The 19,594-nt window shown below is 68.0% G+C and carries 17 protein-coding genes and 1 pseudogene; 8 read left to right on the top strand and 10 right to left on the bottom strand.

Translation table 11 applies throughout. The annotated features are described in order from the left end of the window. Window positions 1-100: 100 nt before the first annotated feature. The 3 genes from B5X82_RS01690 to aspS all read right to left on the bottom strand — a co-directional run bounded on the left by B5X82_RS01690 (window position 101) and on the right by aspS (window position 3,328). Window positions 101-373 (bottom strand): HU family DNA-binding protein, encoded by a 273-nt coding sequence (locus tag B5X82_RS01690; protein WP_011950898.1) that lies wholly within the window; start codon window positions 371-373, stop codon window positions 101-103. A gap of 138 nt (window positions 374-511) precedes the next feature. After that, window positions 512-1,297, bottom strand: coding sequence for a polyphosphate kinase 2 family protein (locus B5X82_RS01685; RefSeq protein WP_079646302.1), 786 nt, complete (start codon window positions 1,295-1,297; stop codon window positions 512-514). A 252-nt stretch (window positions 1,298-1,549) separates the two neighbouring features. Beyond that, complete coding sequence (gene aspS / locus B5X82_RS01680) at window positions 1,550-3,328, bottom strand: aspartate--tRNA ligase (protein WP_176152455.1); 1,779 nt, start codon at window positions 3,326-3,328, stop codon at window positions 1,550-1,552. Between the two features lie 99 nt (window positions 3,329-3,427). On the opposite strand from aspS, the gene rnd reads away from it, so the two are divergent. Continuing rightward, a complete protein-coding gene (gene rnd, locus B5X82_RS01675) occupies window positions 3,428-4,603 on the top strand; it encodes a ribonuclease D (protein ID WP_176152438.1) in 1,176 nt (391 codons plus the stop codon). A gap of 2 nt (window positions 4,604-4,605) precedes the next feature. Here rnd and B5X82_RS01670 read toward each other — a convergent pair whose 3' ends face one another. From B5X82_RS01670 to B5X82_RS01660, 3 genes are all read right to left on the bottom strand, one after another. After that, the gene (locus tag B5X82_RS01670) at window positions 4,606-5,229 is read right to left on the bottom strand and encodes a YdeI/OmpD-associated family protein (RefSeq protein WP_209045222.1); all 624 of its coding nucleotides are present in this window, start codon (window positions 5,227-5,229) and stop codon (window positions 4,606-4,608) included. Between the two features lie 39 nt (window positions 5,230-5,268). Next, complete coding sequence (locus B5X82_RS01665; protein WP_079646299.1) at window positions 5,269-7,164, bottom strand: acyltransferase family protein; 1,896 nt, start codon at window positions 7,162-7,164, stop codon at window positions 5,269-5,271. Between the two features lie 203 nt (window positions 7,165-7,367). Continuing rightward, the gene (locus B5X82_RS01660) at window positions 7,368-8,867 is read right to left on the bottom strand and encodes a Ppx/GppA family phosphatase (protein WP_079646298.1); all 1,500 of its coding nucleotides are present in this window, start codon (window positions 8,865-8,867) and stop codon (window positions 7,368-7,370) included. Window positions 8,868-8,962: 95 nt separating this feature from the next. On the opposite strand from B5X82_RS01660, the gene B5X82_RS01655 reads away from it, so the two are divergent. Next, the gene (locus B5X82_RS01655; protein WP_079646297.1) at window positions 8,963-9,574 is read left to right on the top strand and encodes a phosphatase PAP2 family protein; all 612 of its coding nucleotides are present in this window, start codon (window positions 8,963-8,965) and stop codon (window positions 9,572-9,574) included. Here the strand turns inward: B5X82_RS01655 and B5X82_RS01650 are convergent. Genes B5X82_RS01650 through B5X82_RS01640 form a run of 3 tightly spaced genes read right to left on the bottom strand, consistent with a single transcriptional unit; the run spans window position 9,561 to window position 13,570 of the window. Further along, complete coding sequence (locus B5X82_RS01650; protein WP_079646296.1) at window positions 9,561-11,726, bottom strand: RNA degradosome polyphosphate kinase; 2,166 nt, start codon at window positions 11,724-11,726, stop codon at window positions 9,561-9,563. The two genes, B5X82_RS01655 and B5X82_RS01650, sit on opposite strands and share 14 nt — an antisense overlap. Before the next feature lie 9 nt (window positions 11,727-11,735). Continuing rightward, window positions 11,736-12,359: an HdaA/DnaA family protein gene (locus B5X82_RS01645; RefSeq protein WP_079646295.1), complete on the bottom strand. Its 624-nt coding sequence runs from the start codon at window positions 12,357-12,359 to the stop codon at window positions 11,736-11,738. Next, the gene (locus B5X82_RS01640; RefSeq protein WP_079646692.1) at window positions 12,356-13,570 is read right to left on the bottom strand and encodes a hypothetical protein; all 1,215 of its coding nucleotides are present in this window, start codon (window positions 13,568-13,570) and stop codon (window positions 12,356-12,358) included. Before B5X82_RS01640 ends, B5X82_RS01645 begins: the two co-directional genes overlap by 4 nt. A gap of 61 nt (window positions 13,571-13,631) precedes the next feature. Here B5X82_RS01640 and purM point away from each other — a divergent pair, with 61 nt between their 5' ends. The 4 genes and pseudogenes from purM (at window position 13,632) to B5X82_RS01620 (ending at window position 16,338) form a co-directional block, all read left to right on the top strand. Next, window positions 13,632-14,732, top strand: a complete 1,101-nt coding sequence (gene purM / locus B5X82_RS01635; protein ID WP_079646294.1) for a phosphoribosylformylglycinamidine cyclo-ligase — start codon at window positions 13,632-13,634, stop codon at window positions 14,730-14,732. Between the two features lie 28 nt (window positions 14,733-14,760). After that, window positions 14,761-15,324, top strand: a pseudogene (gene purN / locus B5X82_RS01630) (phosphoribosylglycinamide formyltransferase); the annotation flags it as partial. A gap of 7 nt (window positions 15,325-15,331) precedes the next feature. Further along, window positions 15,332-15,958, top strand: a complete 627-nt coding sequence (locus B5X82_RS01625; RefSeq protein ID WP_079646292.1) for a hypothetical protein — start codon at window positions 15,332-15,334, stop codon at window positions 15,956-15,958. Beyond that, on the top strand, window positions 15,958-16,338 hold the full coding sequence (locus B5X82_RS01620; protein WP_079646291.1) for an MmcQ/YjbR family DNA-binding protein: 381 nt from the start codon (window positions 15,958-15,960) through the stop codon (window positions 16,336-16,338). Before B5X82_RS01625 ends, B5X82_RS01620 begins: the two co-directional genes overlap by 1 nt. Window positions 16,339-16,486: 148 nt before the next feature. On the opposite strand, the gene ndk is transcribed toward B5X82_RS01620, so the two are convergent. Beyond that, window positions 16,487-16,909 (bottom strand): nucleoside-diphosphate kinase, encoded by a 423-nt coding sequence (ndk, locus tag B5X82_RS01615; protein ID WP_011950883.1) that lies wholly within the window; start codon window positions 16,907-16,909, stop codon window positions 16,487-16,489. Window positions 16,910-17,100: 191 nt separating this feature from the next. Here ndk and B5X82_RS01610 point away from each other — a divergent pair, with 191 nt between their 5' ends. Both B5X82_RS01610 and aqpZ read left to right on the top strand, forming a co-directional pair. Then, window positions 17,101-18,759, top strand: a complete 1,659-nt coding sequence (locus tag B5X82_RS01610) for a M28 family metallopeptidase (protein WP_079646290.1) — start codon at window positions 17,101-17,103, stop codon at window positions 18,757-18,759. Window positions 18,760-18,888: 129 nt separating this feature from the next. Next, window positions 18,889-19,584, top strand: a complete 696-nt coding sequence (gene aqpZ, locus B5X82_RS01605; RefSeq protein WP_079646289.1) for an aquaporin Z — start codon at window positions 18,889-18,891, stop codon at window positions 19,582-19,584. Window positions 19,585-19,594 lie beyond the last annotated feature (10 nt).

The following is a 19,594-nucleotide window of genomic DNA, read 5'->3' as shown; positions in this document are numbered from 1 at the left end:
TCGCCGAAAGCGCCGCCCGACAGGCGAAGGCCGCACGCGTCGATGAGGACGCGGCGGCCTTGCCCCCCTCGCCCGGGTCGACGCCGGGCGATAACCGGATTTAGTTGACGGCGTCCTTGAGGCCCTTGCCCGGCTTGAACTTGGGCTGGCTCGATGCGCTGATCTTCATGGGTTCTCCGGTGCGCGGGTTGCGGCCGGTGGAGGCTTTGCGCTTCGTCACCGAGAAAGTGCCGAAACCGACGAGGCGGACCTCGTCGCCCTTCTTGAGCTGGGTGGTAATCGAATCGAACACCGCTTCGACCGCCTTCGAAGCATCATTCTTGGTCATGCCGGTGGCCTCGGCGACGGTGCCGATAAGCTCCTGTTTATTCATGCCTTCATCCCCTACCAATTTTTATGTAGCTGCGGCACGCGGCGCTCCGGCCGCACGGCCCGTTTTTCGGCCGCGATACGATGCTGCAACAAAGGCGTCACATCCGCAAGGGGCGAGAAGCGGCGCATTGCCGCCGATTCACCGCTTTTCCGGAAGGCCGAGCTGGACGCGCGCATAACGCTCGAAATCAGGGTCGAGCGCGGGCGGTTCGAGCGGCACGATCCGCTCCAGCGAATCGGCGATATGGGTCAGCGCGGCGATGCGTGCGGCCTTCTTGTCGTTGCCGTCGATCACCGTCCACGGCGCCCAGCGCGTGTCGGTCTCGCGGAACATCTCCTTCATCGCGGCGAGATAGTCGTCGCGCCGCGCACGGTTGCGGAAATCCTCGGGCGTGACCTTCCAGCGCTTCCACGGATGGTCGAGCCGGTCGGCGAGCCGCTTGTCCTGCTCCTCCTGCGTCACGTGCAGGAACAACTTGACGATGGTGACGCCATCGGCCTGCTGCTGCGCCTCGAACTCGTTGATCTCGTCATAGGCGCGCCGCCATTCGCGCTCGCTGGCATAGGCCTCGACCCGCTCGACGAGCACGCGGCCATACCAGGTGCGGTCCAAGATCGCGATCCGCCCCCGCCCAGGCAGCTTCTGCCAGAAGCGCCAGAGGAAATGCCGCCCCCGCTCCTCCTCGGTCGGTGCCGAGATCGGCCAGACGTGGAAGTGGCGCGGGTCCCAGCCCGTCGTCAGCCGCTGGATCGCGCCGCCCTTGCCGGCGGCGTCCCAGCCCTCGAACAGGATCATGCTGCGCAGGTTGCAGACGACATGCGCCACCTGCAGGCGGGACAGGCGCTTCTGCACCTCCGCCAGGGCCGCATCATAATCGCCGTCGAAGGGCGCCCCCTTCTCATAATCCGCGAGATCGATCGCCAAGCGACAACACTCCCAGCCCGAGTCGCTCCCCATAATGCGTCGGGGAGAGTCCTATAAAGCGCGGGAGTTGGTAAATGGTTTCGGAACCGTCCAGCTATGGGACAGGTCACAGTGGGGCGTTCCGGCCCCTCTCCTTCTCACGTCACCCCAGCGAAGGCTGGGGTCCATGTCTCTCTTCACCCGAAATGACATCTGGGAAGAATACAGACATGGATGCCTGCCTTCGCAGGCATGACGGCAAGAAGATGAAGCTTACTGCTTGCTCTGCTCCACCACCCGGATGTTCAGCTCGCGGAGCTGCTTCAGGCTGACCTGCGACGGTGCGCCCATCATCAGGTCCTCGGCCTTCTGGTTCATCGGGAACAGCACGACCTCGCGGATGTTCGGTTCATCGGCCAGCAGCATGACGATGCGGTCGATGCCGGGGGCCGAACCGCCGTGGGGCGGCGCGCCGAACTTGAAGGCGTTGAGCATGCCCGAGAAATTCTCCTCGACCTGCTCCTTGGTGTAACCGGCGATCTCGAACGCCTTGTACATGATCTCGGGCCGGTGGTTCCGGATCGCGCCCGACGAGAGCTCCACGCCGTTGCAGACGATGTCGTACTGATAGGCGAGGATATCGAGCGGATCCTTGGTCTCCAGCGCCTCCATCTCGCCCTGCGGCATCGAGAAGGGGTTATGGCTGAAGTCGATCTTCTTCGCGTCCTCGTCATATTCGAACATCGGGAAGTCGACGACCCAGCAGAATTTGAACACGCCCTGCTCGATCAGCCCCAGCTCCTCGCCGACGCGGGTGCGCGCGGCGCCAGCCAGCTTGGCCGCGGCCAGCTCCTTGCCCGCCGCGAAGAACACGCCATCGTCGGGACCGAGACCCAGCGCCGCGATCAGCTTGGCGGTCGCCTCCTCGCCGTGGTTCTTGGCGATCGGTCCGCCGGCTTCGCCGCCCTTGATATTGATGTAGCCGAGGCCGGCATGGCCCTGGGCGCGCGCCCAGTCGTTCATGTCGTCGAAGAATTTGCGGCTCTTCGCGCCCGCGCCCGGTGCCGGGATCGCGCGGACGACGCCGCCGCCCTCGACGATCCGCGCGAACAGGCCGAAGCCCGAGCCCTTGAAATGCTCGGTGACGTCGGTGATCTCCAGCGGGTTGCGCAGGTCGGGCTTGTCCGATCCGTAGCGCAGCATCGCGTCGCGATAGGCGATGCGCGGGAACGGCGCCGGGGTGACCGCGCGGCCGTCGGCGAACTCCTCGAACACGCCGTGCAGCACCGGCTCGATCGCGGCGAACACGTCCTCCTGGGTGACGAAGCTCATCTCGAAGTCGAGCTGGTAGAACTCGCCCGGCGAGCGGTCGGCGCGGGCGTCCTCGTCGCGGAAGCAGGGGGCGATCTGGAAATAACGGTCGAAGCCCGCCACCATCAGCAGCTGCTTGAACATCTGCGGCGCCTGCGGCAGCGCGTAGAATTTGCCCGGATGGATGCGGCTCGGAACCAGGAAGTCGCGCGCGCCCTCGGGCGACGAGGCGGTCAGGATCGGCGTCTGATATTCGGTGAAGCCCTGGTCGATCATGCGGCGGCGGATCGAGGCGATCACGTTCGAGCGCAGCACGATATTGGCGTGGATGCGGTCGCGGCGCAGATCGAGGAAGCGATAGCGCAGGCGGATATCCTCGGGATAGTCGGCCTCGCCCGCCACCGGCAGCGGCAGTTCCTGCGCGGTCGACTGGACCGAGACCTCGCGGGCGCGGACCTCGATCTCGCCGGTCGCCAGATTGGGGTTCACCGCCTCGCCCGCGCGGGCGACGACGTCGCCGGTGATCGTGACGACCGATTCCACGCGCAGCCGCTCGAGCTGCTTGAACGCCTCCGACTCGATGTCGGTGACGATCTGCGTCAGGCCATAATGGTCGCGCAGGTCGACGAACAGCAGGTTGCCATGGTCGCGCTTGCGATGCACCCAGCCCGACAGGCGGACCTGGGACCCGACGTCCTGGGCCCGAAGCTGGCCGCAATTGTGCGTGCGATAGGCGTGCATCATGGTGACGTTTCAACTTTCCGGTGAATTTGCGAGCGGAGCGCTTCGCGCGCACGAGCAGCGCTTGTCAAGCGTTGTAACCAAGCTATGCACGAAAGCATGCACATTCACCCCCTGATTACCGACAGCGCGACGCTCGCCAATCTCTGCACCCGCCTCGCCGCCTCGCCCTATGTCGTGGTCGACACCGAATTCATGCGCGAGAGCACCTATTGGCCGGACCTCTGCCTGATCCAGATCGCCAACAGCGAGGAAGCCGCCGCGATCGATCCCAAGGCGAAGGAGATCGACCTCACGCCGCTGCTCGACCTGCTGGTCGAGAATGACGAGGTGCTCAAGGTCTTCCACGCCGGCGGCCAGGACCTGGAGATCGTCCACAACCTGACCGGCAAGACCCCCTATCCGCTGTTCGACACGCAGGTGGCCGCGATGGCGATGGGGCTGGGCGAGCAGATCGGCTATTCGAACCTGGTCGAGACGATGCTGGGCATCAAGCTCGACAAGGGCGCGCGCTTCACCGACTGGGCCCGCCGCCCGCTCGACAAGCGGCAGATCGACTATGCGATCGGCGACGTCACCCATCTCTCGGCGATCTTCCCGCGCATGCTGGAGAAGCTGCGCAAGTCCGGGCGCGGCGGCTGGCTCGACAATGAGATGGAGCGGCTCGGCGATCCCGCCAGCTACGCCAACCTGCCCGAGCTGGCCTGGACCCGCATCCGCCTGCCCAGCCGCAAGCCCGAGGTGCTCGGCCGGCTCAAGGCGATTGCCGCCTGGCGCGAGCGCGAGGCGCGGTCGAAGAACCTGCCCCGCGGCCGCATCGCCAAGGACGAGACGCTGGCCGACCTCGCCTCGCATCCGCCCAAGGTCCAGGCCGATCTGTCGCGGGTGCGCGGCCTGTCGCCGAGCTGGGCGCAGAACGACATCGGCGCCCGGTTGATGACCGCGATCGCCGAGGCCGAGCCGCTGCCCGATGCCGAGATGCCGCCGCGCGAGGATCGCAAGCCCGGCCTCGGCAAGGAAGGCGCGCTGATCGCCGACCTGCTCAAGCTCCTCCTCAAGGTCCGCTCGCGCGATGCCGACGTCGCGCCGCGCCTGATCGCGCGCGCCGACGACCTCGAACTGCTCGCCGCGGGCGTCCGCGACCTGCCGATGCTCGACGGCTGGCGCTTCGACATCTTCGGCAAGGACGCGCTGGCGCTGGTCGAGGGCCGGCTGGCGTTCAGCGTACGCAACGGCCGGATGGTGATGTCCGCGCTCGACGGCGACCAGGGTTAGGCTCAGCGCTCCAGCGCGCCCTTGCCGGCCATGATCCTGTCGCGGAATCCGGCGATGCGCTTCACCCGCGTCTCGGACTGCTTCGCCGAATTGAGGTTGATCACATAGCTTTTCCGGCGGCCGGGGGTCAGGGCGTGGAACGCCTCGGCCAGCTCGGGGTCGGCATCGAGCGCTTCGGAGAGTTCGGGCGGCGGTTCGGGCTCGCTATCGTCCCTGGGCGGCTTCACGCCTTTCGCGGCATAGTCCATCGCCTCGCCCAGATAGGCGCGGATGACGGGTTCCAGCCGGTCGACGTCGTCGGCGGAGGTGAAGCGGATCATGTCCGGGTGCCGGGTGTTCGGCCCCTGCCGTTCGAGCACGCCTTCGCGGTCCTTCAGCAGCGCCGCGTTCATGAAGCTCAGCCGGAAATCGCCCCGGAACGCGCCCATGATCGCGATGTTGCGGCCCGCATGCACATAGCAGGGGTGCCCCCATTTCACCGTCTCTTCGAGACCGGCGCTCCGGCAAATCTCGCGGAGCCGGGCGAGCCCGCGCTCCCAATGGCGCGCCGAGCAATCGGGCGTGTCGAACCGCTCGCAGCGGCCGCAGCCGCGCGTGAAGAAGTCTTCGATCTCGGTGATCATCATGACTGCTGTCTCGCGCCGATGGGCCGCTCGCGCAATGCCTCAGACGCGGACGCCGGCCAGCAGGTAGCGGGCGCCGGCGATGCTGAGATGCGCATGATCGAAATAGAGCACGCCGGCGCCGGGCCGATAGGCCGGGCAGAGCCGGTCGCCGCAGAGCCGCTGCGCGGGCACGATCCGATCGGCCCCGGTCTCGCGGACGATGCGGTCGAGTCGGGCCGAGACGATCGCGTCGCGTCGGTCGAAATCGGCGCGCCGTTGGCCGAAGCCGGACGGATCGCCACCGCGCAGCGTCTCCATCGCCAGCGCGGTCGGCGCCACGAAAGGCATGCGCGGGATCGAATAGACCAGGCTCAGCGTCTTGCCATGGGCATGGAGCGCCTGTGCGGTTCGTTCGACCCCGTCGAGCAGCGCCGCCTGCTGGTCGGGCGTATCGGCCATGAAACCCAGATAGTTGACGACCAGCACCACCTCGCGGATGCGCGGATCGGCTGCGAGCTCGGCGAGGCGTTCGGCATTATAGGCAGCGCAGCCGGGCCGGCGCCGGGGATTGTAGCCGAGCGCGGGCGGACAGCCCGACGCGGTGACCTGCAGCACCGACCGGCGCTCGCGCGCCATCTTCTCGCCCAGCGCCACGACGAATTCGGCGCCGAAGCTGTCGCCCCAGACCGCCAGGCTCGGCGCGGCCTGCGGATCGCCGAAGGCGCAGAGCTTGCGATAGGGGATCACCTCATGCTCACCGCTATGGCAGGTGGCGCGGAAATCGCTGCTGTCGCCGGCCGCCGCGATCAGCGTCCGCCCCATCGGGTCGAGCCGCTGGGGAAGCCCGTGGCCGAGCACCACCGCCGCGGCGAGCGCCGCCGTCGCCGCCATCGTCGCGCCGCCGGCGGCCAATACCCGCCAGTGCGGCAGCCGCCATTTCAGCACCGGGCTCTCGACATAGCGCCACGACGCCCAGGCCAGCGCGAAAGCGACCGCCACCGCCGCGATCGCCTCGGGCGCGGTCAGCGGGCGGAGCGCGAGATAGCGACCGAAGACCAGCGCCGGCCAGTGCCAGAGATAGAGCGAATAGGAGAGCGATCCGACCAGCACGAGCGGCGCCAGGCTGAGCGCGCGGCCGCCCAGCGACTCGCCCTCCTCCCCCGCCGCGAGGATCAACGCCGCGCCTGCGCAGGGCAGCAACGCGGTGAACCCCGGAAAGGGCTGCTCGTCGGACAGCAGCAGCAGCGACGCGGCGATCAGCGCGATTCCGAGCAGCGACAACCCGTCGCGGACGGTCTGGTGGCGGATCGGCGGGATCGCGCCCACCGCGACGATCGCGCCGATCAGCAGCTCGAAGGCGCGAGGCCAGGGGTAATAGAAGGCGCGCGAAGCGTCCTGCCCCAGCTCCCGGACGCTCCACGCCAGCGATAGCGCCGCCGCCACCCATAAGATGACGGGCAGCCAGCGCGGCTGCAGCCGCCAGACCGCCGCCAGCGCAAGCGGGAAGACCAGGTAGAACTGTTCCTCGACCGCGAGCGACCAGGTGTGCAGCAGCGGCTTGAGCTCCGACTGCCCGTCGAAATAGCCCGACAGATCGTAGAACAGGAAATTGGCGACGAAGCCGACCGTGGCAGCGACCGTCTTCGCCAGCTCACGCAGTTCCTGCGGCGGCAGCAGGATCAATCCGAGCAGCATCGTCGCGAACAGCATCAAGTAGAGCGCGGGGAACAGCCGCCGCACCCGGCGAACGTAGAAGCCGGCGATGCTGAACCGCCCCTCGCGCAACTCCTGATGAAGGATACGGGTGATCAGATAGCCGGAGATGACGAAGAAGATGTCGACCCCGACGAAGCCGCCGGGCAACAGGTCGGGAAAGGCATGGAAGGCTACGACGGGCAGCACGGCCAATGCGCGCAGCCCCTGGATATCGGGCCGGAACCTGTGAGCCTTGTCCATAGCCACTCCCGGCAGGCCCCCGCCGTCGGCCAAGCAGTCACAATGCCGCACCGCCCTCAAGCCGCTATCGGCCAACCGCCGGATAATCGCGGGGAAATGCCGTGCTCCCCGTCATGCCGCGGAGGCCGGCATCTCAGCAGGCCCCTGCGACGGCCTCGCCTCCCCTCTCCCGAGATGCCGGCCTCCGCCGGGATGGCGAGATGTTATCCGAGGATCAGCCGCGCCGGCAGGCCGAAGGCGGCGGCAAGTGCCTTGTGGCGGCGTTCGACGGCCTCGCCGTAGAGGATCGCATTGTCGCGTTCGACATGGAGTTCGAGCGCGCCGCCGCCGATCGACAACCTGCTGCCGGCCAGTGCATCGACGACACCGCCCGAGAAACGCTGGCCCAGCCGCAGCGCCAGCCCCCAGCGCTCGGCGGAGACGATTTCCGACGGCGAACAGATGCCGTTGATCACCGGCACCACGCCCTGCCCGCCGAAGCTGGTCCACAGCGCATGCGCCATCATCCCGCGCCCGCGCGAATCGATACCGACCCAGTTGCCGTGCAGCGCGGTCTCGATGCCGCGTTCGGCGCGGAATTCGGGATGGGCGCGCCAGCCCACGTCGGCGAGCAGGCAGGTCGCGTGGCGGATGCGCGTGTCGGCCGGGCCCTCGTTCGCGAACAGCGGAGCGAGCCAGCGGTCGAGCAGGTCGCCATGTTCGGGGAAACGGCCCTGGCGTGCGCCTTCCTCGCGGGTCGAGGCGATCAGCGGGTCCTGCGCGCGCTGATATTCGTCGAGGTCGTCGAACAGCAGCCCTTCGCGCAAGCCATAGGCCGAGACGATCAGTTCGCTCGATCCCAGTCGGCGGACGACATGGCTGAGCAGCAACGCGGCATGCGACAGCGTCGGGATGCGGGCGCCCGACAGGCCGACCACGTCGCGCAGCCGCTTACGGTCGAGATGCGCGAGGACGCGCACCAGATGCTGGGCGTTTTCCGGCGGCATCCAATAATGGTGGACGATCGGCAGCGGGTAGCCGGTCAGGTGCATGTCTAGCCGGGCGAGCGAACGCCACGATCCGCCGACCATGTAGAAGGGCAGCCCCGCCCCCTTCCCCGCCCAGTCATTTTCCTCCAGCGTCCGGACGACGAGGTTGCGGAGCGCGCGCGGCCCCTTGGCCTTGACCGCGTCGATACGCAGCACGCCGAGCGGAAAGGAACTGGTCTCGCGTACCTCGCCGTCGACCACGCGCGCCAGCTCCAGACTGCCGCCGCCGAGGTCGCCGACAATGCCGTTCGCCTGCGGGATCGAGGCGATCACGCCCATCCCGGCCATTCGCGCCTCGTCGTGGCCCGACAGAATCTCGACCGGCAGCCCAAGGTCGAGCACGCGGTCGATGAACTGCTGGCCGTTGCTCGCCTCCCGCACCGCCGCGGTGGCGACGGTGCGCGGCTGCGGCACTCCCATCTGCTCGGCCAGCCGCCGGAACCGCGCGAGTGCGGACAGCGCCCGCTCGACTGCCTCGGTGTCGAGCATTCCATCGCGCGACACGCCCTTGCCGAGCCCGGCCATCACCTTTTCGTTGAACAGCGCAGCCGGAATCCGGGCCGGTCCGTCATAGATGACGAGGCGGATCGAGTTGGAGCCGATATCGATGATTCCGACACGGGCATGGCCGGGTGCCGGGGTCCTCGCGCGACGGAACATCGAGATGGACGACATAGGCGCCCGATGTAGCCGAAATCGATGCCCGCGCAAACGGCGAGCGCTGCCGATTTTCGGTCCCTTTCGCGCCTTTGTCGGGTTAATGAGGCGCCATGCCGCGCGGATTCCGCCCATCGCCGCTGATGCTTTCGGGGCTGATCCTGATGATCGCCGGACTCGCGCTGTGGCGGCTCGCGCCGGAGCTGGACCTCACCCTGCTCGCGCTCTTCCGCCTCGACTCCATGTCGCCCGCCGTCCCCGCGATTCGGGGCCTGACGATGCTCGGCGGCCTGTCGCTGCTGGCCCCTTTCGCCCTGGTGGTGGCCGCCGGGCTCGCGTTGCACGGCGACCAGCGCCGCGCGCTGTGGCTGGTCCTGACCGTCGCGACGGGACGGCTTGCGGTCGAGACGGCGAAATTCATGTGCGCGCGTGGGCGGCCGCCATTGGCCGGACGGCTCGACGACGTCAGCTCGCCCAGCTTCCCCAGCGCGCATGCGGCGGGCACGCTGCTCGTCTGGCTGGCGCTGGCGATGCTGTTCGACCGGCAGCGCCGCTTCCTGCTCCCAACCACGGTCGCGATGGCGGCTGCGATCGGCTGGACCAGGCTCGCGCTCGGCGTCCACTGGCCAGGGGACGTGCTCGCGGGCTTCGGGCTGGCGCTGGTCTGGGCCGGGCTGGCGGAGCGCTGGCTGCCGCCCGCCCCTGTGCGGATCAGTCGCGTCTGAGCGTCAGCTTCGGCACTTGGCCCGACTGGCGGAGCGCGGCGCCGCGACCCGACAAGGACGGGTTGGTCATGAAATAGCGGTGCAGGTTGAACGGCCGCTTGCCGGGCACGATCCGCTCATAATTGCCGTCCGGCAGCAGCCGCCAGCTCTGCTCGTCGTCGATCAGGTTGGCGACCATCACCTGATCGAGGATCTGCGCATGGACCGTCGGGTTCTCGATCGGCAGCAGATATTCGACGCGCCGGTCGAAGTTGCGCGGCATCCAGTCGGCCGAGCTGATCAGCACCTTCGCCTTGCGGTTGGGCAGCGCCGCACCGTTGCCGAAGCAGATGATCCGGCTGTGCTCGAGGAAGCGGCCGACCACCGACTTCACCCGGATATTCTCCGACAGCCCGGGAACGCCGGGCCGCAGGCAGCACATGCCGCGGATGACGAGGTCGATCTGCACGCCCGCCGCGCTCGCGCGGTAGAGCTTCTCGATGATCGCCGGGTCGACCAGCGAGTTCATCTTCGCCCAGATCGCCGCGTCGCGACCCTCGCGGGCATGGTCGATCTCGGCGTCGATCAGCCGCGCCAGCTCGTCGCGCATGCCGTGCGGCGAGATGGTGACCAGGTTCAGATCGGTCGGTTCGACATAGCCGGTGATGTAGTTGAAGATCTGCGCCACGTCGCGCCCCAGCCGCGGATCGGCGGTGAAGAAGCTGAGGTCGGTGTAGATGCGCGCCGTGATCGGGTGGTAGTTGCCCGTACCGAAGTGACAGTAGGTGCGATGCCCGTCGCCTTCTCGCCGCACCACCATCGAGACCTTGGCGTGGGTCTTCCAGTCGATGAAGCCGTAGACCACCTGCACGCCCGCACGTTCGAGCTGCGATGCCCAGAGCAGGTTCTGCTCCTCGTCGAAGCGCGCCTTGAGCTCGACCACCGCGGTCACCGACTTGCCCGCCTCGGCCGCGTCGACCAGCGCGCGGATCACCGCCGACTGCTTGCCGGCGCGGTAGAGCGTCTGCTTGATCGCGACGACGTCGGGGTCCTGTGCCGCCTGCCGCAGGAAGGCGAGCACGACGTCGAACGTCTCATAAGGGTGGTGGACGACGATGTCCTTCGCGCGGATCGCGGCGAAGCAGTCACCGCCATGCTCGCGAATCCGCTCGGGGAAGCGCGGGCTGAACGGCGTGAACTTCAGGTCCGGACGGTCCTCCTCGACCAGTCGGGCGAGGTCGGCGATGCCCAGGAAGCTGCCCGATTCCGTGACGAAGCTGTCGGCGCCGCCGATCTGGTCCTTCCACAGCGGCTCGAGCGAGGTCGACATGCCGCCTTCGAGCTCGATCCGGATCACCCGGCCGCGCCGCCGACGCTTGATCGCGGTGCGGAAGTAGAGGACGAGGTCCTCGGCCTCCTCCTCCACCTCGATATCGCTGTCTCGGATGATGCGCAGCGCGCCATGGCCGCGCACCTCATATCCGGGGAAGAGGACCGAGGTGAATCGCCGCACCATCGTCTCGATCGCGACATAGCGCGCGCCATCGCCCGGCAGCCGGATGAAGCGCGGCAGGGTCGACGGGACCATCAGCAGCTCGAACACCTGCTCGCCGTCCGACAGGCGGGTCAGGTCGAACAGCAGGCTGAAGCCCTTGTTCGGGATGAACGGAAAGGGATGCGCGGGATCGAGCGCCTGCGGCGTCAGCACCGGGAAGATATGGTCGCGGAAATAGGCTTCGAGCCAGATCGCGTCCTGGCCCTCGATTTCCTCCAGAACGACGATACCCGACGCGGCGAGCTCGTCGCGCAGCCGGTCCCAGACGAGTTGCTGCTCGGCCATCAGCTGGTCGGCGCGGTCGGAGGCGCCCTCGATCTGCTGCGCGACGGTCAGCCCGTCGGGCGATAGCGTGTCGACCTCCTCGATCTGCTGCGCACGCAGGCCCGCGAAGCGGACCATGAAGAACTCGTCCAGATTATTGCCCGAGATCGACAGGAAACGGAGCCGCTCGAGCAGCGGGTGCGCGGAATTGGATGCCTCTTCCAGCACACGCTCGTTGAACGCCAGCCAGCTCAGCTCGCGATTGAAATAGCGATCGCGAAGGGAGATCGGCTCGATCGGCGAAAGAGCGCCGACCAGTTCCTCGTCATGCTCGGGTTGTTCGATCGAATCCATAGCCGCTCATCATAGCAGCCTATATGTATCCTCCGTGACACCGATCGCCGCAAGGGCCTCACGGGCCACCGCCATGGTGATCGGCCGCCGCCGCGCCAGCGCCGCCTCGTCGAGCGCGTCGACGATCCGGCCGATGCCGACATAGCTGCGCTCTATCCGCGACGCGACATAGCGCACCACCTCCGGCCGGACGGCCAGGCCGCGGATGTGGAGCAGCTTTTCGACCAGGCCCAGCATCAGCGGGAAATCCGGCTGCTCGATCGCGACATGCGGGCTGGCGAGAAGGCGCGAGCGCAGGTCGGGCAGCTTGATCCGCCACTTGGCCGAGGGCAGGTCCGCGGCCAGCAGCAGCGGCTTGTGGTCGGCCTGCGCCGCGTTCCAGGCGTGGAACAGCTTCTCCTCGTCCTGGGTATCGGCATTGTCGACGAAGCGGCCGCCGGTCTTGGCGGCGAAGATGCGGCCGAGCAGGCTCCGCCCCGACTTGCGCGGGCCGGTCAGCACCGTCGCCATCACCGGCCATAGCGACCAATGTTCCAGATGGCGGACGGCGGTGCTGTTGGCTTCGCTGACGATGAAGTCGCGCTCGTCCTCATCCGCCGGCCAGACGAAGGGCAGCGCGATCTGATCCGTCATTGGGCGGGCTGGCTCCCGCCGCGGCGGATGCGGTAGCCGCCGCCGACGTCCTCGACCTGCCAGCCGCGCGCGACCAGCGCCTCGCGGAAGGCTGCCGCCGGGCCCGAGAAGCTCACCCGAAAGATCGAGATGCCCCCAAGCGCGAGGCTGGAAGTCTGGACGCCCGTCACCCCCGTCATCCCGCGCAGCGCCGTTTCCGATCCGCGCAGCGCCCCGGCATCGGGGGTCTCGACCTGGATGGTGATGTTGCTGGTCGCGGCCGACGCCATCTCCGCGAGCACGTCGTCGATCGGCACCTCGGCCGCCGGCGTCTCGACCACCAGCGACCTGTCGGTGCGCAGCGAGCCTTCCTGCAGAGCGCGGGTGTAGGCGCGGTCGATCCGCTCGATGCCGCGATCGAGCATCGCGGGCAGCGCATCGCCGTTCTCGGCGGTGAGGGTGAAGCTGTCGATCACCGCCGCATCGGGCCCGTGACGGGCGACGAACTTGCCGATCACCGGCCCGCCCGGCCATTGTCGGAACAGGGTGACCTCGGGCACGACGATGTCGGCGGCGCCATATTGATCGAGCAGCATCCGCCACCAGCCCCGGCCGGGCCGGCGCGCCTGGGCGGCGTTGAGCAGCACCGGATCGGCGCCGGTGCCCGACACGCGGACATAGTCGATCGGGCTGTTGCCGGCGCGGAAGCGCGCCCAGGCCTTCTGCCATTCGCTGCGCCGCTCGAAGCTGACGGGGGTCGCGCCGCTCCATTCGACCGGGATGACGAGCATCGGCGCCGACCGGCGGATCGCCCCCTTGACCCCCAGCAGCTCGCCGGCGCGGGCGCGGTCGAACAGCACGCCCAGCGTCGCGATGTAGCGGTTGGGGCCGATATGCTCCTCTTCGACGACGATGCCGCCGCTGATCGAGTCGAGCGTCGAGTCGGGCAGGCCCGGCGCATTCTCCAACGGCTTGCCGTTGACCCGCGCCCACAGCATCTTCCAGCCCTTGCGCTGCGCCTCGCGCCAGCCGGCGGTGCGCGCCTGATCGGCGGTGCGCGCGGCGATATCGACCTTGATTCCGTCGACTTCGAAGCTGCCCGACCCGTCGATCGGCGGCACGCCGCGTTCGTCGGCGCGCTCGAGCTGCGCAAAGGCCAGCGCCGCCGCGAACAGTGCGACGCACAGGATCGACAGCGGGAAGGGACGGAAAAGACGGTCGGCGAAGGTCACGAAACGCCTTTTGGCGACTTGGCCGTGGAAATCCAAGAGCGATGTGTCTAGGGCGACGTGCATGAGCAGCAACGACCAAGAATCCTATACCTATGCCAAGGCCGGCGTCTCGATCGCGGCGGGCAATGCGCTGGTCAAGGCGATCGGCCCGCTCGCCAAGGCGACGCGGCGCCCCGGCGCCGATGCCGACCTGGGCGGCTTCGGCGGCTTCTTCGATCTGAAGGCGGCCGGCTACAACGATCCGCTGCTGGTCGCCGCCAATGACGGCGTCGGCACCAAGCTCAAGCTGGCGATCGACAGCGGCAAGCATGACGGCGTCGGCATCGACCTGGTCGCGATGTGCGCCAACGACCTGATCGTCCAGGGCGCCGAGCCGCTGTTCTTCCTCGACTATTTCGCGACCGGGCGGCTCGACAACGGCGTCGCCGAAGCGGTGATCGCTGGCATCGCCGAGGGCTGCAAGCTCGCCGGCTGCGCGCTGATCGGCGGCGAGACCGCGGAGATGCCCGGCATGTACGCCGACGGCGACTATGACCTGGCCGGCTTCTGCGTCGGCGCGGTCGAGCGCGACCAGGCGCTGACCGGCAACCGCGTCGCGGCGGGCCAGACGATCCTCGGCCTCGCCTCGTCGGGCGTCCATTCGAACGGTTTCTCGCTGGTCCGCCGACTCGCCGCCGACAAGGGCTGGAAGCTCGACCGCCCGGCCCTGTTCGACCAGGACGTGCTGCTGATCGACGCGCTGCTCGCGCCGACCCGCATCTATGTGAAGGCGCTGCTGCCGCTGGTCCGCTCGGGCGCGGTCAAGGCGATGGCGCACATCACCGGCGGCGGCCTGCTCGAGAACATCCCGCGCGTCCTGCCCGAGGGGCTGCACGCGCATGTCGATGCCGACCTGTGGCCGCAGCCGCGGCTGATGGCCTTCCTCCAGGCGCAGGGCAATATCGAGCCCGATGAGATGGCCCGCACCTTCAACTGCGGCGTCGGCATGGCGGTGATCGTCGACGAGGCCGACGTCGCGGCCGTCAGCGCCGCGCTGGAGGCGGCCGGCGAGACGGTGTTGCGGATCGGCCATATCGCCGCGGGCGACAAGGGCTGCACCGTCCGGGGCAGCGACGAGACCTGGAGCGCGCGGGCCGCCTGGTCGGCCACGCATCTGGGCTAGGCATGCCTCCCTTCCGCGGGAATGACGCGTGAGCGGCAAGACCCCCATCGCCATCCTGATCTCCGGGCGCGGCAGCAACATGAGCGTGCTGGTCGAGGCGTCACGGGCGGCCGACTGCCCCTATGAGGTGGTGCTGGTCGCGTCGAACAATCCCGATGCGCCCGGCCTGACCATCGCCCGCGAGGCCGGGATCGCGACCTTCGCGCACAGCCATAAGGGCCTTTCCCGCGACGCGTTCGACGCGATCATCGACAAGGCATTGCGCGACGCGGGCGTCCGCTATGTCGCGCTCGCCGGCTATATGCGCATCCTGAGCGAGGACTTCGTCGCCGGCTGGACGGGCCGGATGCTCAACATCCACCCATCGCTGCTGCCCAAATATAAGGGGCTGGACACCCATGCCCGTGCGATCGCGGCAGGCGACGCCGAAGGCGGCTGCTCAGTCCACATCGTCACGGCGACCCTCGACGACGGCGAGGTGGTCGGACAGGCGCGCGTGCCGATCCTGCCGGGTGACACGCCCGAGACGCTTGCCGACCGCGTCCTGGCCGAGGAACATCGGCTTTATCCGGCAGCGCTCGCCGACTATATCCGGACGCATGGCTGACGACAGTGCGGAGGCCGCCGCCGCCCGGCGGCGCAGGTTACGATGGCTCACCCTGGCCGAGGTCCTCGGCGTATCGGCGCTCGTCATCTCGGCGCTGACGCTGTGGAACAGCTATAGCGAGCGCCGCCACAGCGAGGAGGCCCGCACCGCCGAGAGCCGCGCGGCGAGCAGCAAGGCCCGCATCCTCGTCCTCCGCGCCGAGGTGCAGGGTGACGGCGACCGGCTCGAACTCCACGCCGCCGGCGACCAGGTGATCCAGGGCCAGAGCATCGCCTTCCCCAAGGCGCTCGGCGTCGATCCGGTCGACAGCACCGATCCCCGCATCGAAGCCTCATGGTTCGCGAGCGGCCTCAAGAAGGCGCGCCGCGAGGCCGGCGAGCCCGAACGCCCGCGCGGCGACGCGCGCCTGCCGGTCGCGATCACCACCCGCTTCACGGTTGACGGCGAGATCGCCGAGGACGTGACGCTCTACGACATCGGCTATGTCACCGACGGCAGCTTCCTCGGCGGCACCTCGATCCGCCTGCGCGGGCTGTCGCTGATCGGGCGGAGCAGCGCCAAGGGGGCGCAGGCCCGGCTCGACGGGCTCTGGAAGGCACGGCACAAGGGAGCGAAGTGATGGCGTCGGACGATCCCAGGGCGGTCCACGCGCGGGTCGGCGCGCTCGCCATGGCGCTGCCGCAGGTCGAGGAGAAGGTCTCGCACGGGTCGCCCTGCTGGCGCGTCGCCGACAAGCGGATGTTCGCCTATTTCTGGCACAACCACCACAGCGACGACCGTACCGCGCTGCTGGTCAAGACGAGCGGCATCGAGGAGCAGGAGATGCTCATCGACATCGATCCGGATATCTATTTCAAGCCGCCCTATCTCGGCCCGTCGGGCTGGGTCGGCATCCGGCTCGACCAGCCCGATACCGACTGGGAGCAGGTGGAGCATCGCCTGCGCGAAAGCTGGCGGCTCGCGGCGCCGTCCAAGCTGGCGGCGATGATGGAATTCTAGAGGCAGTAAACGCGTCACCCCAGCGAAGGCTGGGGTCCATGTCTGTCATCTCACCAGATGCCATCTGGCTGATTGAGAGACATGGATGCCAGCCTCCGCTGGCATGACGGGGAAGGGACATGCCGCCCCTCCCCCTCATTCGGCATCGTCAGCCGACGATCTCTTCCGGCTTGAAGAAGAAGTCGATCTCGATCTTGGCGTTCTCGGCGCTGTCCGAACCATGGACGGAGTTGGCCTCGATCGATTCCGCGAAGGTCTTGCGGATCGTGCCCTCATCGGCGTTGGCCGGGTTGGTCGCGCCCATCACCTCGCGGTTGCGCGCGACGGCGTTCTCGCCCTCGAGCACCTGGACCACGACCGGGCCCGAGATCATGAAGCTGACGAGGTCGCCGAAGAACGGACGCTCGCGGTGCACGCCGTAGAAACCCTCGGCCTGCTCCTTCGTCATGTGGATTCGCTTCGAAGCGACGACGCGCAGGCCGGCCTCTTCGAGCTTGGCGGTGATCGCGCCCGTCAGGTTGCGACGCGTCGCGTCGGGCTTGATGATCGAGAAAGTGCGTTCGGTCGCCATCGGCGAGCGGCTCCATGTCTTGGGTGGTGAAGGATGGCGCGCCTTTAGTGGCTGCACCGCCATATGGCAAGGCGCAGCGAGGCGAGGCAGGAGACCTAATGTATAGACAAAAACACTGGCAGGTTCCGGCGAAAAACGCTTAGGTGCCCGCCATCGCCCGTCCGGGTCACAACCTTCCGACAGGAGCTTCCATGCGCAAGATCGCAGCCCTGCTCGCAGCCCCGCTGCTGCTCGCCCCCGCCCTCTGCCTCGCCGCCCCCACCCCTGCCTTCGACGTCCAGCGCTTCAGCCAGGACGTGAAGACGCTGTCCGACGACAGCTTCGAAGGCCGCGCCCCGGCGACCGAGGGCGAGAAGAAGACGATCGCCTACATCATCCAACGGATGAAGGCCGCCGGCCTCCAGCCCGGCATGCCGAACGGCGAGTGGACGCAGAGCGTGCCGCTGCTCAAGTCTGACATCGTCAGCGCGCCGAAGCTGTCGCTCAAGCTGGGCGACGGCGCCGCGCGCGCTCTGACCCAGGGCGAGGAGATCGCCGTCCGCGCCGCGCTGACCGGGCAGGACAAGGTCGACATCGCCGCCGCCCCGCTCGTCTTCGTCGGCTATGGCGTCAAGGCGCCCGAGCGCGACTGGGACGACTTCAAGGGTACCGACCTGAAGGGCAAGATCCTCGTCGTCCTCGTCAACGATCCCGATTTCGAGGGCGGAGCCGGAGAGCTCGGGGGCGATTTCGGCGGCAAGACCATGACCTATTATGGTCGCTGGACATACAAATATGAGGAAGGCGCGCGACAGGGTGCGGCCGGCGTGCTGGTGATCCACGAATATGCGCCGGCCTCCTATGGCTGGCCGACGGTCAAGAACTCGAACACCAACACGATGTTCGATATCGTCCGCGCCGATCCCACCGCCGAGCATGTCCCGATGGAGGGCTGGATCCAGCGCGACCTTGCGGTCGACCTGTTCAAGGCGGCGGGCCTCGATTTCGAGGCGATGAAGAAGGCCGCGCAGAGGAAGGACTTCAAGCCCGTCGCGCTCAACGCCACGCTCGACGCCGCCTATGCGGTGAAGGCGGAGACGATCACCTCCTACAACGTGCTCGGCCGCCTCGCCGGGGCGAAGCACCCGAAGGAAACGGTGATCTATTCGGCCCATTGGGACCATCTCGGCATCGGCCAGCCTGACGCGAAGGGCGATCGCATCTACAACGGCGCGCGCGACAACGCCTCGGGCATCGCAGCGCTGCTCGAACTGGGCCGCGCCTTCGTCAAGGCGCCGCGCACCGACCGCTCGATCCTGTTCCTTGCCGTGACCGCCGAGGAAAAGGGCCTGCTCGGCTCCGAATATTACGCGGCCAACCCGGTCTATCCGCTCGCCACCACCGCCGGGGTGATCAACATGGACAGCATCATCGGCGAAGGCGCGGCCAGCGACTTCACCATCTCGGGCGTCGCCAGGCTCGGCCTGCTCGACATGCTGGTCGACCAGGGCAAGAAGCTCGGCCGCGTCTACGTGCCCGATCCCAAGACCGAGACGGGCGGCTTCTATCGTTCCGACCATTTCCCGATGGCGAAGGCCGGCGTGCCCGCCTTCTCGTTCAAGGGCGGCATCGACCTGGTGAAAGGCGGCGTCGCGCGCGGCAAGGAACTGGGCGCGATCTACACCCGCGACCGCTATCACCAGCCCGCCGACGAGTGGAGCGCCGACATGGACCTGTCCAACATCGGACCCGACCTGACGCTGCTCTACAATACCGGACGCGCCCTCGCCGACGGCCGCGCCTGGCCCGACTGGGCCCCCGACGCCGAGTTCAAGGCGAAGCGCGACGAAACGGCGGCCGAGCGGAAATAGCCGCGCGGCAACGGGTAACGCATAGGGGGAGGCCTTACTTGCCGGTCCGAAACAATGGGGTGTAGCCTCCCCTCCGTCGTCGCATGGTTGCGAACAAAGGGTAAGCGGCGGCGCTAACAGGAGAGGCATATGACAAGGAAGCTTGCAGCAGAATTGTTCGGAACCTTCTGGCTGGTGTTCGGCGGATGCGGCGCGGCCGTACTCGCCGCCGCGTTTCCCGATCTCGGCATCGGCTTCGCGGGTGTCGCCCTGGCGTTCGGCCTGACCGTGCTGACCATGGCCTTTGCGGTCGGCGGCATCTCCGGCGGGCATTTCAACCCGGCGGTCTCGCTCGGCGTCGCCGCCGCCGGCCGCCTGCCGTGGAAGGATCTGATCCCCTATTGGGTCGCGCAGGTCGTGGGGGCGATCGCCGCCGCCGCAGTGCTCTATGCGATCGCGTCGGGCAAGCCGGGCTTCGAGGCCGGCGGCTTCGCCACCAACGGTTATGGCGCCCTCTCGCCGGGCGGCTACAACCTTGAGGCGGCGCTGCTGATCGAGATCGTGCTGACGGCGGGCTTCATCATCGTCATCCTCGGATCGACCTGCTCGCTCGTCCCGGCGGGCTTCGCGCCGATCCCGATCGGCCTCGCGCTTACCCTGATCCATCTGATCTCGATCCCGGTGACCAACACGTCGGTCAATCCGGCGCGCTCGACCGGCGTCGCGCTGTTCGCGACCACCGACGCGCTCGGCCAGCTATGGCTGTTCTGGGCGGCGCCGCTGGTCGGGGCCGTGATCGGCGCACTGATCTGGCGCTTCCTGCTCGCCTCGCCCGACGAGGCTTGAACCCTGGTTC

The sequence above is a fragment of the Rhizorhabdus histidinilytica genome (assembly GCF_900167915.1).
GTDB classification, from domain to species: Bacteria; Pseudomonadota; Alphaproteobacteria; order Sphingomonadales; family Sphingomonadaceae; genus Rhizorhabdus; species Rhizorhabdus histidinilytica.
Note: the sequence above shows the minus strand (reverse complement) of the source record. Positions and strands in the feature narration are given on the sequence as shown.